Below are 16404 nucleotides of genomic sequence, written 5' to 3' on the forward strand. Positions count from 1 at the left end.
CGGGAAAATTTGAAGGAGCAGAGGTGGTCCAATTGTACATTCGCGACCGTTTTGGAAGTGTGACCCGTCCGGTAAAGCAGTTGAAAGGGTATAAAAAAGTAAGCTTGAAGCCGGGTGAATCAACCCAGGTAAGCCTGACACTGACGGCCAAAGATTTGGAGTTTTTTAACGGGAAAGGCTACGTGATTGAGCCTGGCGACTTTGATGTTTGGGTGGGAACGAACTCGGTTGAAGGGCTTCATGGCGAACTTTCGATCAGCAAAAATTAAGATTGTCTCAACTTTAAGTGATTAGAAATGATGAACCTCATGCGCCAATTACTTTTAATGATTGGTTTCCTGGCCGGAATCGTTGGCTTGGTCCAGGCCCAGTCGTATTTGCACACCGAGGGCAAGAACATTGTCACTGGCAATGGGGAACCTATCATTTTAAGAGGAATTGGCACCGGAAACTGGATGTTGATGGAAGGCTACATGATGAAAACCGAAGGCATTGCCGGAACCCAGCATGAGTTTGAAGCCAAATTGATTGAAACGATTGGGGCCGAAAAAACGGAGACTTTTTTCAACACCTGGCTGGCCAACCATTTTACCCGGACTGATGTCGATTCCATGAAAGCCTGGGGTTTTAACAGCGTGCGGGTGGCCATGCATTACAAGTGGTTTACACCGCCCATCGAAGAAGAGCTGATTCCGGGCGAAGTGACCTGGCGGTTTAAGGGTTTTCAAATGATTGATCAGTTGCTGGACTGGTGCGAGGCCAATGAAATGTACCTCATTCTGGACCTGCATGGTGCGCCTGGCGGACAGGGTGCCAACGCCGATATTTCGGATTATGATCCTTCGAAACCATCGCTTTGGGAGAGCCAGGCCAACAAAGATAAAACCGTGGCTTTGTGGCGTAAGCTGGCCGAACGCTACGCCAACGAGCCGTGGATTGGCGGCTACGACCTGATCAATGAAACCAACTGGACATTTCCCGAAGGCAATAACTCCCAAATGCGCGAGCTGTTTGGAAGAATAACCGAAGCCATCAGGGAAGTGGACAACAATCATATCATTTTTATTGAAGGGAACAATTGGGCCAATGATTTTTCCGGTTTAACACCGCCCTGGGACAATAACATGGTGTACAGCTTTCACAAGTACTGGAGTGGAACCGGAGCAAACGACCTGGATTGGGTGTTGGACATCAGGGACGAGCACAACGTTCCAATCTGGATGGGCGAATCAGGTGAAAACTCAAATACCTGGTTCACCGATTTCATCGAACTTTGCGAAACCAACAATGTAGGTTGGTCGTGGTGGCCGGTAAAAAAGAACGGCATCAACAACGTGTTGAATGTCCCAATTAACAAGGGGTATGAAGATTTGGTTAAATATTGGAAAGGCGAAATTTCAACGGCGCCAACTCAAACACAAGCCTACCAGGCGGTAATGCAGTGGGCCGAAAACCATAAAATTGAAAACTGCACGGTTCAGTACGATGTGATTGATGCCATGATTCGTCAGCCGCACACCGATGCGGTGATTCCTTTCAAAAAACATCAACTATTGGAGCCCATTTTTTTTAGTGAATTCGATTTGGGAAGAAATGGAATCGCTTATTTCGACCACGATGTGGCGCATGACGGTGGCGACTGGACGGCTTGGAATACGGGCTGGGGATTGCGAAATGACGGCGTGGATATTGAAGCCAGCCAGGACCCCGGCGGAATCTCAAATGGCTATCAGGTGGGTTGGACCGCGAAAAACGAGTGGATGCAATATTCGCTTTCGGCAGATTCAACCGCAAAGTACACCCTCAAGATTCGACATGCTTCGCTTGGCTCGGGATCAAAAATGCACCTCGAAGTGAATGGTGCTGATGTGACCGGCGAGTTGACGTTGCCCTCAACGGGCGGTTGGCAGAACTGGAAAACAGCCACCTTTGAGAATATCGTTATTCCGGGCGGCGCCATTCAGCTAAAATGGGTTTTTGATAGCGGAAGTTCCAACCTCAACTATTTCGAGTTCAGCAATCCTGAATCGGCCGCGTCGGTTGATTTTCAGGCTTTGGCGGCCAGTACTTCAACCGATGGCTTTGAAATCAGCATCGGATTCAACAAGGAAATTACCAGCACCGATGCAGAACTGAACCTGGCTGACTTTCAGCTTAGCGTTGACGGAACGCCTGTGAGTTTGCTGTCGGTTCAAAACCATCCGTCCCAGTCGTCGGTCCTGATTATCAAACACGACAAAAAAATTTACTCAGACCAAGTAGTTACTGTGGGGTATGATGGCGAATCTGTTCGCGCAGGATCGCAAAATCTGCTGGAGTTTTCAGGCTTGGTCGCCGCAAACAACTTGCACACCACTTACCAGTTGCCCGGCAAAATTCAGGCTGAAAATTTTTATCACAACAACGGCTTGGCCCTGGAGGATTGTCAGGATCTTGGTGGCGGACAAAACACCGGACATGCAGCAGCCGGAGACTATTTGGACTACCAGGTGCATGTTGCCAACGCCGGAAACTATCGCCTGGAATATCGGGTGGCCACCGAAAAAACCGATGCTGAGTTGATTTTTCAGGTTGGAGACGGCGAAAACTTCAGCTCGCTGGATACCATACAGATAACGTCAACCGGTGGATGGCAAAAATGGGAGACCCAAACTTCTACTGTGTATTTGGAGGCGGGATATTACTTTGTGCGTTTATTGGTGAAAAAGGGCGAGCATAACCTCAATTGGTTTAATCTGGATGTGAGTACCTCTGTCAACGGTCAGCAAAAGCAAGCTGAATATCGCATCTATCCCAATCCTGCAAAGGACAAGCTTTATGTGAATTTTTCAGCATCGAAAAAATCTGATTATTCCGTAAAGATTATCAGCCTTCAAGGAAATACAGTGTTGAGTCAGGAAGTGGTACAGGCAGGTCAGATCATGCTTGATTTGAGAGGACTTTCCAACGGAATCTATTTTATTCAGATCGCAGGGAATGGAGCAGTAACAAGTAAGAAGTTTGTGATTATGAATTAGCGTCAATAAAAAACATACACAATGAATATAAACTATCTACCAATCGTCATGTTGCTTTTTAGCAGTTTTGTTTCTTGTCAAAGTAGCAAGCAGGATAAAGTTGACAACGATTATGCAGACTATCAACTGGTGTGGTCTGACGAATTTGACTACGAAGGACTGCCCGATTCAACCCGATGGAGTTACGACACCGAAGGCAACGCCTGGCAGTGGGGAAACGACGAGGAGCAGTACTACACCAGTCGCCGGCTGGCCAATGCCGAAGTGAAAGATGGGAAACTGTTTATTACCGCCATTCGCGAAAGTTATAAAGACCGGAACTACACATCGGCCCGGTTGATCACCAAAGAGAAAGGCGACTGGCTGTATGGGAAGGTTGAAGTTTGTGCCAAGCTGCCCGAAGGAAGAGGTTTGTGGCCGGCCATTTGGATGTTGCCAACCGATTGGGAATATGGCGGCTGGCCGGCAAGCGGCGAAATTGACATCATGGAAAATGTGGGCTACATGCCCGACACCATTTTGGCATCGTCGCACACCAAAACCTACAATCACAAGATCGGTACCCAGCGCTCCGACACGATTGTTGTCCCAACCTGTTACGACGAATTTCACCTGTACCAGTTGGAATGGGAACCCGAGCAGTACAAGGTATTTGTAGATGGCGAGCACTTTTTCACCTTCAAAAACGAAGGCACCGGACCTGACGAATGGCCTTATGACAAGCGTTTTCACCTGTTGCTGAATTTGGCTGTTGGCGGAACCTGGGGAGGCTCAAGAGGAATCGATACGACAATTTTCCCACGATCGATGGAGGTGGACTACGTGCGGGTTTATCAGAAAAAATAAAACGAAAGGTTTATGAAAATGCGTAGAATATTAATCTTGTCCTTGCTGACATGCTTTTCGTTGAGCCTAAGCTTGCAGGTAGCCGGACAGGGCGATTGTGAAAGTTTGGTTTGGTTTGATGAATTTGATACCGATGGTGCTCCCAACACGGCGAAGTGGGGCTACGATACGGGTGGTGGCGGCTGGGGAAACAACGAGCTGCAAACCTATACCAACACCCGCACCAACTCGTGGGTGGACAACGGCAAGCTGTTTATCAAAGCTGTGAAGACGAACAACAGCTGGAGTTCGGCCCGGTTAATTACCAAAGACAAAGGTGACTGGTTGTATGGCCGCATTGAGGTGAAGGCCAAACTTCCGTCAGGCAGGGGAACCTGGCCAGCCATTTGGATGCTGCCCACCGATTGGGCTTATGGTGGCTGGCCTGCCAGTGGCGAAATTGATATCATGGAACACGTGGGCTACGACCCGGGCGTAGTGCATGGAACCGTACACACCCAAGCTTTTAACCACAGCATTGGAACCCAGGTTGGGAAAAGTATTCAAGTGCCCGACGCGATGAGCAGTTTTCATGTTTATGCCATTGAGTGGACACCCGAATCGATTAAATGGTACCTGGATGGCGAGTTGTATTTCACCTTCAACAATCAAAATAAAACCTCTGCCGAATGGCCGTTCGACAAGCGGTTTCATTTGTTGCTCAATATTGCCATTGGTGGCGACTGGGGCGGAGCTAAAGGCATTGATCCCAATCTGACCGAAGCGGTGATGGAAGTGGACTACGTGCGGGTTTACAACAACAAATTGCCGAAGCCGGTTATTCAGGGATCGAACTTAAAGACGCTGGATGACGAAGTGACTTATGCTGTTAACGATGTTGCCGGCGCACAATACACGTGGACTTTGCCCGATGGCGTGAGCATTTTGAGCGGCGAGGGAACGTCAAGCATTACGGTGCGCTGGAACGATGCGCCGGGGGATATCCATGTGGAGGTTTCAACCGCCTGCGACGCGGTGGTTTCCAATGTTTTTCATGTGGATTACCTCATTCAGCCAGGTTCCGATCGCTGGGATGTGTTTCCGGCCAACGAGGCACAACAGCTGCTTTGGCAGGCCAATGCCGGAACCGGTAATAGCTTGAATTTGAGTGAAGAGAATGATGCTTTGACGGTTGATTTTGACATCACGGATCCGGGGAGGAATCCCAACTTGTACTATAATTTTGATGGATTAATCGATTTGACCGCCATCAATGAGTTGGCTTTGGAATTGAAAGTTGATCCGGATAACCCGCCTTCCAACTTACGTTTTGATCTGGTTGATGTCAACGGAAATGTGGAACTGGTTAATTTGTTTCAGATGAATTCTTTTGATACCGATGAGAGTTTCCATTTTCATTATCATCATTTTGCATCCAAAAGCGATGGGTCGTTTTTACTGAACAAGATTGCACAGATCCGCGTGTATGTCAACTTCGGTATTTTTGGAAAAGCCGGAAGCGGCCGTTTTGTGATTCAAAATATGCGATTTCAGGAGGCGACCAGCACTTCTGTTCACAGTCTGGCACGGCCGTCTTCTGTATCGGTTTACCCCAATCCGGCCAGAGATTTTGTAACGATCGTTTCGGATGAAATGATCCAAGATGTCCAGCTTTTTTCCCTTCAGGGAAGCCTGATCTTTTCGAAATCAGCCATCCGGAATCAGGAATATCAGCTTAAATTCGGGGATATGCAGCCGGGAATTTATCTCATTAAAGTCAACCACAGCCAATCCGAGCTGATCTCCATCCGCTAATTTTCGTTGCGGTTCGTCCTGATTTTTTCTGTTCAGCCAAACATTCCGTAGTTTTGCGGACATGGAACAGATCCTTCGCGAAGTAAAAAATATCGTTTTTGATTTGGGTGGCGTGTTGCTTGATATCGATCCGCAACGCACGGTTAAAGCCTTTGAGGCCCTTGGATTGACCGATGTGATCAAACCTGGCGGTTGGGGCTACAAGCAGGAGGTTTTTCTGCAGATGGAAGAAGGAAAGCTAACGGACGGTGAGTTTCGTGACGGAGTTCGGAAATTACTCCCAACGCCCGTTTCGGATGCCGAAATTGACCGGGCCTGGTGCGCCATGCTTATTGATTTTCCGGCCGACCACGTGCGTTTGTTGAAGCAGCTAAAATCGACTTACAACTTGTACCTGTTTTCAAATACGAACAACATTCATGTCGATTTTTTCCACAAGCTGTTTCAGAAAAAATTCGGCTTTTCCTTGTCCGATTTATTTGTGAAAGATTATTATTCGAATGAAATCAACAGCCGGAAACCAGCTTTGGAAGCCTTCCGGTTTGTGTTGAATGATGCGGCTTTAAATCCGGGTGAAACACTGTTTATCGACGATTCAAAAGAAAACATTGAAGGTGCAGAGCGGGCAGGGATGCAGGCCTTTCATCTGAATGGAAACATCAGCTTGCACCAGCTTTTTCGGCAGGATTAGTGGTCTTCCGGCTCTTTCCAGTCGCCACTCTCCCTGATCAGGCTTTCCAGTTCGTACACCGCATTTTCAAACGGAATGTGGCGTTTTTTCAAGCTTTGGCCTTTATACAGGTTCACTTTTCCGGGGCCGGCGCCAACAAAGCCATAGTCCACATCGCCCATTTCACCGGGCCCATTCACCACGCAGCCCATCACACCAATTTTCAGGTGGCTCAGGTGCTTGAAATGCGCTTTGATGTTTTTGGTGGTTTCGTGCAGGTCGAAAAGCGTTCGCCCACAACCCGGGCACGAAATAAATTCGGTTTTGGTGACCCGCATGCGGCTGGCTTGCAGTACCGAAAAACTGAGGTTTTTCAGATCGGTAAACGTGATGTTGTCGCCGCTGTTGGTGATGCACAGTCCGTCGCCGTAACCATCCAGCAGCAGCCCGCCCAAATCAACCGAAGCTTTAATCTGCAAGTCATCCAGGTGCCGCTCGTTGTATTTCCGGTAAATGATAACGGGCACTTTCCAAATGTGGGTTTCCAGGTTCATAAAGAAGGCGCGCAGCTCGGCCAGCGGGTTTTTGTTGAAACTTTCCAGAATCAGCACCGTTTTGCGGGTCTGTTTCAGCTTGGTAATAATTTCGGGGTTTTCAGCCATAAACCGGTCAAACTCCGGCTTGTTGGTCCGGATAAATTTCATTTGTCCCCAGTGCGACCCGCCAAACAGGTATTCGTCAATGCTCAGAATGGGGTAGGAGTTTCCTTCCAAATCCAGTACTTCATCGTTTTTCAGGAAGTATTCCGGAATCTGTTTTCCGCGTAGCGGAAGGATTTCCGACATGTTGCGGTCCCGTAAATCGGCCAAAACAACCGGAACCTGTTTATCGCCCATGTTCATCACCGGGCGAACCGAGCGACGTTCATATTCAAACGGGTTGGTTTGCGCAAAAAGCGGTGCTTTAATTGGCGCGTGTCCCTGGTAAGTCGATATATGCTTGATAATCTTTTGTGCTACCGGAATCTCGGCTTCAGGATGTTCCGTCAGTGAAACACGAATCGTATCGCCAATGCCGTCAACCAACAGGGCGCCAATACCCACAGCCGATTTAATGCGCGCATCCTCGCCTTCGCCGGCTTCGGTAACGCCCAAATGGAGCGGGAAATTCATGTCTTCGAGCCGCATCTTTTTGTTGAGCAGGCGCACCGTGTAAACCATCATCCGCGTGTTGCTCGACTTAATGGAAATCACGACATTGGTGTAATCCACCTTTTTGCAAATCCGCAGAAACTCCATCACTGATTCGGAGATTCCGGCGGGCGTATCGCCAAAGCGGCTCATAATCCGGTCGGAAAGTGAGCCTTGGTTGGCTCCGATCCGCAAAGCGGTGTTTGTCTTTTTCAATATTTCGAGGAAGGGAATAAACTGTTCCTCAATTTTATTCAGTTCCGCTTTATATTCAGCATCGGTGTACAGGTGATGCTCAAAGCGGGCACGTTTGTCATAAAAATTACCCGGATTGATCCGGATTTTGGAGATGTATTTGGCCGCCACCTCGGCCAGCCGCGGGTTAAAATGAATATCGGCAATCAGCGGCGTTTCGTATCCGCGGGCCACCAATTCTTTCTTGATGTTCTTCAGGTTCTCCGCGTCGTTAATGCCTTTTACCGTTACGCGCACGTAGTCGGCCCCAGCCTTGATAATCCGGATAATTTGCTCAACCGTCGCATCCGTATCGCGCGAGTCGGTATCGGTCATGGACTGGATCCGAATCGGATAATCACTCCCCATCGGCACTTTTCCAATCTGAACTGTTGAGGTCGATTGGCGTTGGTATTTCGTTAAATCTTCGATGTAATTAAAATTCTGGTCTTTCATCTTCCGCCGTGCTTTTTTGAGCGCCACAAAGTTAATTTAAAGTTAAGAAATAAAAAATGTCCGGGGCTAAATTCAAGGGCCACCTGAAAAGAAATCGGAGGCCCGGGTTTCTTTTTGGTTGAAAAAAAGCCTATTGGCTTAAATATTAAGCAGATTACAGTTTGATTAATTTGAAATTGAAAGCAGGACGACCCGCTCAGTGCCTATGGAAATAAACATAATAGCAGTCGGTTCAGTCTTGTTTTGTGCCGTTTTTAGGTTTGCTTTAAATCGCTTACTTTTGAGCAACACGAACTGAATCGTATGCCTGTACAAGTTGAAAATATTTCGAAAACCTATGGGTCGCAAAAGGCGCTTGACCAGCTTAGTTTCCGCTTTGATGATGGTGAGTTGGTCGGTTTTTTGGGGCCGAACGGAGCGGGAAAGTCAACCCTGATGAAAATCTTGACCGGCTACCTGGCACCCGATGAGGGGCAGGTGATTTTGAACGGTGAGAAAATGACATCCGAAAACTATGCCCTGCGCCGCCACATTGGGTACTTGCCCGAAAATAATCCCTTGTACACTGATTTGTATGTCAAAGAGTTTTTAAGTTTTGCGGCCGGATTTTATCAACTTCAGCATAAAAAACAAAAAGTAGCCGAGGCCATTGAAATGACCGGCCTGGGATTGGAGCAGCATAAAAAAATTGGTGCGCTGTCGAAAGGCTACCGGCAACGGGTAGGGCTGGCCCAGGCCTTGATTCATAATCCTTCGGTGTTGATTTTGGATGAGCCAACCACCGGCCTCGATCCCAACCAGCTGGATGACATTCGTGCGTTAATCCGGCAGATTAGCCGGGAAAAGACGGTGCTTTTTTCATCGCACATTATGCAGGAGGTGGAGGCCATTTGCAATCGGGTGATCATCATCAACCGCGGTAAGATTGTAACTGATGGCCCGGTCGAGTTGGTTCGCTCTGCCCAGCTGGTCACGAAGCAGCAAGTGCTGGTCGAACTTTCATCACCGGTGGACCGAGAGTTATGGCAGAAGCTACCTGGTGTTGACACGGTTGAAATCCTTTCAGAGAAATCTTTTTTGGCCATTGCCCTCGATGAACGGGATTTGCGTCCGGCTATTTTTCAGTTTGCCGTTGAGCAGGGTTTGATCATTTTAACCATGAATGAACAGCAAGCCGGACTCGAAAGCGTGTTCCGCGAACTGACCAAAGGCCAAACGGAATTGACGCGATGAAACCAGTTCCCATTTCTGTGATCCTTCCTTTTTTCAATGCCGAACGAACCTTGGAGCGTGCGGTTCAATCTATTCTGAAGCAAACATTTCGGGATTTTGAATTGCTTTTGGTTGATAATAATTCAACCGACCAAAGCGCCGATATCGCGTGGAAATTGGCTCAATCCGATGACAGGATCAAACTGTTGCACGAACCGCAGCAAGGGGTGGTGTTTGCGATGAATTGCGGCATGGATGCTGCCCGCGGGAGCTACCTGGCCCGTATGGATGCCGACGATGTGTCGCTGCCCGGGCGCCTGGAAAAACAGTACCGGTTTTTGCAGAATTATCCGGATGTTGGCCTGGTAGGCTGCAACGTGCGGCATGTTTCAAGCTTGCCTTCCAAGGGCCTGCAACGCTTTGTCGATTGGGTCAATGCCTTTCATTCGGAAGAGGAAATCTGGTTGAACCGTTTTGTCGAAATTCCGATTATTCAACCCAGTGTACTTTTCCGGGGCGAGCTGTTGAGACAACACGGTGCTTATCGACAGGGAGACTTCCCTGAAGATTACGAATTGTTTCTGCGTTGGCTGGCGGGCGGTGTTTGCTTTGCGCAGTTGCCCGACGTGTTGTTCGAGTGGCACGACTCCGAAACCCGCCTCACCCGGACGGATGAGCGATACAGCACCGAAGCTTTTTACAAAACCAAAGCGCACTATTTTGCTCAATGGTTTCTGCAAAACCAGGCTCGCAAAGCACTGTGGATTTGGGGCGCGGGACGAAAATCGCGGCAGCGGGTCAGGTTTCTCGAAGAAGAAGGTTTGCAAGTAGCGGGTTACTACGACTTAAAAGCCCATAAAACAACCGAAAAACGATGCCTGGCGTTTCACGATGTTCCGCAGCCGGGGACACAGTTTATTTTGTCGATGGTGGGCCGATATGGTGCCCGCGAAAAGATCTCATCGTTTTTGGACAGCAGGCAATATCGCGCCGGCCATGACTATCTGATGATGGCCTGAGGCGCATTGTTGCCCCGCGCCAAAGTGGGTAGGTGCGGAACGTCCAAACATGAGCTTATTTTTTTTTGCCAGTGGCCGGCTTTTCATTGAAGGTGTTGCAATGGCCCGGCAAATTGTGGCGGCCCAGCCTCAAAGACGAAAGATTAAGCCTATCTTTGCAGCAGTTGGATTTTCAACAAATTCAGCCTTTTAATTCATTTGCAAACATGAAGAAGAAATATACCGGTGGCGAATTCGCCAGATCAAAAAAGCCACAAACCGTAACTTTTGTGGTGAAGGAACAGGAAGAACTGATGAAATTTCTGATTGCGCAATTGCCGCATAAAAACCGCAACAACATCAAAACGCTGCTCAAAAAGCGGCAGGTATTGGTTGACGGAAAAGCGATCAGCCAATTTAACTACTTGCTGAAACCGGGTCAAAAAATTGTGTTGGACCAGGCGCCGGCACCGCAAGCCACTCAAATGCGCGGCATTAACGTGGTGCACGAAGATAAAGACCTGATTGTGGTGAATAAAAACGCCGGGCTGCTGACCATGGCCACCGACAAGGAAAAAAGGGCCACAGTGTATAGCATCCTCAGCAACTATGTGAAAGACAAGAATAAAGACAACAAAATTTTCATTGTGCACCGGCTTGATCGTGAAACTTCGGGCTTGATGCTGTTTGCCAAAAACGAGGAAATGCAGGAATTGCTTCAGGAATCGTGGAAAGAAACTGTTGAAGAGCGCAGTTACCTGGCCGTGATCGATGGAAAACTCGACCCGGCGGAAGGAAGCTACCGCTCGTATTTGTTCGAAAGCAAGGTGTTTAAGGTGCATTCAACCAACGATCCGGAGAAAGGTCGCGAAGCCATTACCCACTACTCGACCCTAAAGAGCAACGACAACTATTCGCTGCTGAAGGTGAACCTGGAAACCGGCCGGAAAAACCAGATTCGTGTGCATATGCAGGACATGAAGCATCCCATTGTTGGCGATAAAAAATATGGCTCTACCTCAAACCCAATCGGACGGCTTGGTTTACACGCCTGGGTACTGGCTTTTAAGCATCCACTGACCGGAAAAAAGATGCGGTTTGAAACCTCGGTGCCAGGAAGCTTCTTGAAGCTGTTTTAGTTTACACTGTATTTCAATATTCTTTCAGAAAGGCTTACTTTTGGTTTCGTAAAAAATTAAATGATGAAGAAAACCTTACTTATAACCGGCGGTGCCGGATTTATTGGATCGCATGTGGTTCGCTTGTTTGTTAACAAATATCCGGACTATCACATTGTCAACCTCGACAAATTGACCTATGCCGGTAACCTAGCCAACCTGAAAGATTTAGAGGACAAGCCCAACTACGAATTTGTCAAGGCCGACATTGTGGACAGCGAAGCCATGCTGAACCTGTTCCGCGAACGGCAGTTTGACGGAGTGATTCACCTGGCCGCTGAGTCGCATGTTGACCGCTCTATTTCGAACCCCACGGAGTTTGTGTTTACCAACGTCATTGGTACGGTCAACTTGCTGAATGCCGCGCGGGAAATCTGGAAAGACAACTCTGAAGGCAAATTATTCTACCATATTTCCACCGACGAAGTATACGGTTCATTGGGTAGCGAAGGAATGTTTACCGAAACCACCGGCTACGACCCGCACAGTCCGTACTCGGCTTCCAAAGCCAGTTCCGACCACTTTGTCCGGGCTTATCACGATACGTTTGAGCTGCCCGCCCTCGTGTCGAACTGTTCCAACAACTATGGTTCGTTCCAGTTTCCGGAGAAGTTGATTCCGCTTTTTATCAACAACATTCGCAACAACAAGGCCCTGCCGGTTTATGGCAAAGGCGAAAACATCCGCGACTGGCTGTGGGTCGAAGACCATGCCCGGGCCATCGACGTGATTTTCCACCAGGGAAAAGTGGGCGAAACCTACAATATTGGCGGCCACAACGAGTGGACCAACATCGACCTGATCAAACTGATGTGCGCCATCATGGACCGCAAGTTGGGCCGCGAATCGGGTACTTCAGAAAAACTAATTACCTATGTGAAGGACCGCGCCGGACACGACCTGCGCTACGCCATCGATAGCACCAAGTTGCAAAACGAATTGGGTTGGGTGCCCAGCCTGCAGTTTGAAGAAGGATTGGAAAAAACAATCGACTGGTACCTCGCCAACGAAGAATGGATGAACAACGTCACCAGCGGGGACTACCAGAGCTACTACGAAGAACAATATCAAAAGCGGTAGCTTATTGAGCTATTGAGCGTCTCGTTTCAAGTGAGACGCTCAATAAACTCACGATAAAACCAACCCACTTTTCTTTTTGCCTTGATCAAACACTTTCCTTAACTTGGGTGAAATTTAGAAAAGGGTATTCATGAAACGACGTTATTTTATGAAATCGGCATTGGCTGGAGGTTCCGCCATGTCGATGGTTGGGCTTTCAGCTTGCCAAATTTCCGAAAAAGCGGAAGATTCAGGAACACAGCCGGCCGATTTTGCCTGGAATGAAATTGACATTGAACAGTTGCAACAGAAAATGGCCGATGGTGAATTGACTGCGGTTTCACTTTGTCAGCAATATCTCGACCGGATTGATGTGGTTGATCCAATACTGAATTCTGTCATTGAGCTGAATCCCGATGCCCTGAAAATTGCCGCTCAGCTCGACCGCGAACGACAGGAAGGCCAGCTTCGCGGGCCCTTGCACGGTATTCCGATCCTCATTAAAGATAATATTGACACCGGCGACCAGATGATGACCACAGCAGGATCACTCGCGCTGATGGGGTCAAGTGCACCCGATGATGCTTTCGTCGTCAGAAAGCTTCGCAAGGCCGGCGCTGTGCTGCTTGGAAAAACCAACCTGAGCGAATGGGCCAACATCCGTTCAACTCGCTCATCAAGTGGCTGGAGCGCCCGTGGCGGTCAAGTGCACAATCCCTATTGTTTGGATCGAAGCCCCTGCGGCTCCAGCTCGGGAACAGGTGCGGCCGTTTCGGCCAACCTCAGTGTGATTGGCATTGGCACCGAAACCGATGGCTCCATCGTTTGTCCCTCGGGTATCAATGGCCTGGTTGGCATTAAACCAACCGTAGGCCTGTGGAGCCGCGACGGTATTATTCCCATCTCGCATAGCCAGGATACCGCTGGCCCCATGGCACGAACCGTAAAAGACGCCGCCCTTTTGCTGGGCGCGCTGGCTGAATTTGACGCGAACGATACGCCAACCAACTTGTCCAAGGGAAAGGTTTACAGCGACTACACCCAGTTTCTGGATCGGGATGGATTGAAAGGAGCGCGTATAGGCGTGGCCAGCAATTTCTTTGGCTTTCATTCTGAAGTGGACAAGCTGATGGAAAAAGCGATTGAGGATATGAAAAACGCAGGAGCTGAAATGATCGCCGATCTGACAATTGAAGGCCGCAACGAATGGGGCCAAGCTGAATGGACCGTTTTGATTACCGAGTTGAAAGCTGATCTGAACAGCTATCTGGCCAGTCGAACCGACATCAAGGTAAAAACACTGGCTGAAATCATCCAATTTAACAAGGCGAATGCTGACAAGGAAATGCCGTGGTTTGACCAAGAGATTTTTGAAGAAGCGGACAAGACCACGGGCCTGGACGATCCGGGCTACCTGGAAGCCTTAAAGACTTCCAAGTCGAAAAGCCGCGAAGGAATCGACAAGCTGATGGATGAACACCGGTTGGATGCCTTGATTGCTCCCACCAACAGCCCCAGCTGGCCGATCGACTTGGTGAATGGTGATCATTTTATCGGTGGAAGTAGCGATGCTGCGGCTGTTTCGGGCTACCCGAACGTGACCGTTCCGGCTGGATATGTGCATGGCTTGCCGGTTGGCATTTCCTTTTTTGGCCGGGCCTGGAGCGAACCGGTTTTGTTAAAGATTGCCTACGCCTATGAGCAAGTGACCCAACATCGTAAAGCACCGGGATTCAAGAACACAATGGCTTGATGTTTCGACTTATGGCCAGATTAGAAATCAGTCGTTGATGGAACCTTTAGCAGTTTTTCAGCGGCGCGTTCCAGTTTTTCATTGTCTTTTGCAAAACACACCCGAATGAGCGGTAGCCGGCTTTTTTCGTGGTAGAAGGCAGAGGATGGAACCGTAGCGACACCATAATCACGCGCCAGGCGTTCGGCAAACTCAACATCCGGTTCATCCGAAATTTTGGAATAATCGAGCAACTGAAAATAACCTCCCTGCGCCGGAATCACTTCGTAAAGACTGCCTTCGAGCAAGCGGTTGAAATAATTTCGCTTTCCTTGGTAAAGTTCCGAGACTTCTTCGAAATTGTGGTTGCCTGGCAGGTATTCGGCCAGGGCGTGCTGCAACGGCGTATTGACGTTGTAAACCTGGATTTGGTGTATTTTCCGAAACTCGCGCATCAACTTTTCGGGCGCCAAACAATAAGATATTCCCCAGCCATTGATGTTGTACAGCGGACCAAATGATGAAATGACAAAACTCCTTTCCAGCAGTTTTTCGTAGCGCGACACACTTTGGTGGGTCTGATTATCAAAAATCATCGACTCAAAAATCTCATCACTTAAAATGGTGATGTTCGTTCCATTGGTCAATCGCTGCAACTGAAACAGATCGTTTTCAGACAGGACTGATCCTGTGGGGTTATGGGGTGAGTTGAGAATGATCATCCGGGTTTTCGAGGTCACCATTTTTCGAAGCTCTTCCCAGTCAATTTTAAAGCTGGGTGCTTTCAGTTTTACATACACCGGACGTCCTCCATTCAGAATGATGGAGGGTGCAAATGATTCGAATGCCGGTTCGAAAACAATAACTTCATCATCATCTTTCACCACGGTGCTAATGGCGGTGTGGATGGCTTGTATGGTTCCGGCTGTGACGGTAATCTCGGTTTTCGGATCATAAACCTGTCCGTAGTTTGCCCTCACAATATGGCTTATGGCCTGTCGTAACGGCAAGATTCCTTCCAGCGGTGCATAGTTGTTATAGCCATCGTTGAAATACTTGGAAGCCAGGTCAATTAACTTCTGTGGACATTTAAAATCAGTGCCTCCAATGCCCATATCAATGGCTCCGGATTCGTCAATCCATCGGGAGATGGATGAAAACATACTTGTCGTTGTATTGGGTAATTTCGATTGCACCATAACAAAACTATAAGTTGGCAAAATTAACAAAACAGCTGATAGTCCACGAGGCGTTTCGTCAAAATTAAGGAATTATTCTTCATGGATTGCTATGACAGTACTTCTTTTAAAACAGCCAACGATTTAAAGTCGCCGGCCAAATCCATGTGAATTTGATAATACTTCAACAGCTGAGCGAGCAGATTGGCCCGTTGACGGTTGTTGAAACTCAAGAGCTCAATCTTGCCCAGATCAAACTGAAACAACTGCTTAAAGCTGGCTGTTGTTTCAGCATCCATAAATTGATGATACTGTGGTTCGCTTGCTGAGAATGAAGCGGTGTTGAGATTAAAAAACTGGGTTTGGTGATGATTGGAAGCCTGCGGCGAAAAACCTAAAAAGCGGCTGAGATGAAACAGAAAAGCCAGGTGAAAATTGGCAATTCCATCTTTCTTCAAATCCAGCAAAGCAATGGCATGAAACAAAAAATCGAACAACTCCTCGTTGGCTTCTTCCTCTTTCAGGCATTTTAACAGAAGTTCGGAAAGAAAGATGGCCAGCGAACTTTTAACAATATCGAAGGGAAGGTGCTCAAAAGGCACTGTCAGCCGGGCTTCCTTCAGGCGTTGCAAGTCGCGACCGGGGCGGTAATACACCTCCAAATCGAGCAAAAACAAAGGTTGAAAAAGATTTTTTTTGAAGGTCGATTTTCTTTTTCGCACCCCATTGATCAGGTACGACTGAATACCAAACCGCTCGGTATAAATACGTGCAATGATGCTGGTTTCCGAATAATTGATGTGATGCAAATAGATGCCACGAGTTTTTTCAAGCACAATT

The 16404-nt window shown here is 48.2% G+C and carries 13 protein-coding genes; 10 read left to right on the top strand and 3 right to left on the bottom strand.

All coding sequences use genetic code 11. The features are described from left to right. The 5 genes from NC99_RS18110 to NC99_RS18130 form a co-directional block, all read left to right on the top strand. Window positions 1-269 (top strand): fibronectin type III-like domain-contianing protein (locus NC99_RS18110; protein WP_193392008.1); only part of this gene is annotated, 269 nt, incomplete at its 5' end. A gap of 27 nt (window positions 270-296) precedes the next feature. Next, window positions 297-3017 (top strand): carbohydrate-binding protein, encoded by a 2721-nt coding sequence (locus NC99_RS18115; RefSeq protein ID WP_239684477.1) that lies wholly within the window; start codon window positions 297-299, stop codon window positions 3015-3017. Between the two features lie 21 nt (window positions 3018-3038). After that, on the top strand, window positions 3039-3863 hold the full coding sequence (locus NC99_RS18120) for a glycoside hydrolase family 16 protein (RefSeq protein ID WP_053187152.1): 825 nt from the start codon (window positions 3039-3041) through the stop codon (window positions 3861-3863). A 12-nt stretch (window positions 3864-3875) separates the two neighbouring features. Further along, window positions 3876-5657 (top strand): family 16 glycosylhydrolase, encoded by a 1782-nt coding sequence (locus NC99_RS22185; protein WP_162231259.1) that lies wholly within the window; start codon window positions 3876-3878, stop codon window positions 5655-5657. A 61-nt stretch (window positions 5658-5718) separates the two neighbouring features. Then, the gene (locus NC99_RS18130) at window positions 5719-6348 is read left to right on the top strand and encodes an HAD family hydrolase (protein WP_053187156.1); all 630 of its coding nucleotides are present in this window, start codon (window positions 5719-5721) and stop codon (window positions 6346-6348) included. Here NC99_RS18130 and ispG read toward each other — a convergent pair. Next, window positions 6345-8207 (bottom strand): (E)-4-hydroxy-3-methylbut-2-enyl-diphosphate synthase, encoded by a 1863-nt coding sequence (gene ispG / locus NC99_RS18135; RefSeq protein WP_053187247.1) that lies wholly within the window; start codon window positions 8205-8207, stop codon window positions 6345-6347. The two genes, NC99_RS18130 and ispG, sit on opposite strands and share 4 nt — an antisense overlap. A gap of 303 nt (window positions 8208-8510) precedes the next feature. On the opposite strand from ispG, the gene gldA reads away from it, so the two are divergent. The 5 genes from gldA (at window position 8511) to NC99_RS18160 (ending at window position 14407) form a co-directional block, all read left to right on the top strand. Beyond that, window positions 8511-9440 (top strand): gliding motility-associated ABC transporter ATP-binding subunit GldA, encoded by a 930-nt coding sequence (gene gldA, locus NC99_RS18140; protein ID WP_053187159.1) that lies wholly within the window; start codon window positions 8511-8513, stop codon window positions 9438-9440. Next, entirely contained in the window at window positions 9437-10438 is a 1002-nt protein-coding gene (locus NC99_RS18145; RefSeq protein WP_053187163.1) for a glycosyltransferase family 2 protein, read from the top strand. Before gldA ends, NC99_RS18145 begins: the two co-directional genes overlap by 4 nt. Window positions 10439-10644: 206 nt before the next feature. Beyond that, window positions 10645-11556 (top strand): RluA family pseudouridine synthase, encoded by a 912-nt coding sequence (locus NC99_RS18150; protein WP_053187250.1) that lies wholly within the window; start codon window positions 10645-10647, stop codon window positions 11554-11556. 60 nt (window positions 11557-11616) lie between these two features. Then, window positions 11617-12675: a dTDP-glucose 4,6-dehydratase gene (rfbB, locus tag NC99_RS18155; RefSeq protein WP_449451336.1), complete on the top strand. Its 1059-nt coding sequence runs from the start codon at window positions 11617-11619 to the stop codon at window positions 12673-12675. 130 nt (window positions 12676-12805) lie between these two features. Further along, a complete protein-coding gene (locus NC99_RS18160) occupies window positions 12806-14407 on the top strand; it encodes an amidase (protein WP_082326562.1) in 1602 nt (533 codons plus the stop codon). A gap of 20 nt (window positions 14408-14427) precedes the next feature. Here the strand turns inward: NC99_RS18160 and NC99_RS18165 are convergent, their stop codons facing one another. Both NC99_RS18165 and recO read right to left on the bottom strand, forming a co-directional pair. Beyond that, on the bottom strand, window positions 14428-15585 hold the full coding sequence (locus tag NC99_RS18165) for a methionine aminotransferase (protein ID WP_053187167.1): 1158 nt from the start codon (window positions 15583-15585) through the stop codon (window positions 14428-14430). Between the two features lie 89 nt (window positions 15586-15674). After that, window positions 15675-16400: a DNA repair protein RecO gene (recO, locus tag NC99_RS18170; protein WP_053187169.1), complete on the bottom strand. Its 726-nt coding sequence runs from the start codon at window positions 16398-16400 to the stop codon at window positions 15675-15677. Window positions 16401-16404 lie beyond the last annotated feature (4 nt).

This window comes from Sunxiuqinia dokdonensis (assembly GCF_001270965.1).
Taxonomy (GTDB): domain Bacteria; phylum Bacteroidota; class Bacteroidia; order Bacteroidales; family Prolixibacteraceae; genus Sunxiuqinia; species Sunxiuqinia dokdonensis.

Coding starts and splice junctions, on each gene's coding strand:
- NC99_RS18115 (WP_239684477.1), top strand. CDS start 297: ATGATGAACCTCATGCGCCAATTACTTTTAATGATTGGTTTCCTGGCC.
- NC99_RS18120 (WP_053187152.1), top strand. CDS start 3,039: ATGAATATAAACTATCTACCAATCGTCATGTTGCTTTTTAGCAGTTTT.
- NC99_RS22185 (WP_162231259.1), top strand. CDS start 3,876: ATGAAAATGCGTAGAATATTAATCTTGTCCTTGCTGACATGCTTTTCG.
- NC99_RS18130 (WP_053187156.1), top strand. CDS start 5,719: ATGGAACAGATCCTTCGCGAAGTAAAAAATATCGTTTTTGATTTGGGT.
- ispG (WP_053187247.1), bottom strand. CDS start 8,207: ATGAAAGACCAGAATTTTAATTACATCGAAGATTTAACGAAATACCAA.
- gldA (WP_053187159.1), top strand. CDS start 8,511: ATGCCTGTACAAGTTGAAAATATTTCGAAAACCTATGGGTCGCAAAAG.
- NC99_RS18145 (WP_053187163.1), top strand. CDS start 9,437: ATGAAACCAGTTCCCATTTCTGTGATCCTTCCTTTTTTCAATGCCGAA.
- NC99_RS18150 (WP_053187250.1), top strand. CDS start 10,645: ATGAAGAAGAAATATACCGGTGGCGAATTCGCCAGATCAAAAAAGCCA.
- rfbB (WP_449451336.1), top strand. CDS start 11,617: ATGATGAAGAAAACCTTACTTATAACCGGCGGTGCCGGATTTATTGGA.
- NC99_RS18160 (WP_082326562.1), top strand. CDS start 12,806: ATGAAACGACGTTATTTTATGAAATCGGCATTGGCTGGAGGTTCCGCC.
- NC99_RS18165 (WP_053187167.1), bottom strand. CDS start 15,585: ATGGTGCAATCGAAATTACCCAATACAACGACAAGTATGTTTTCATCC.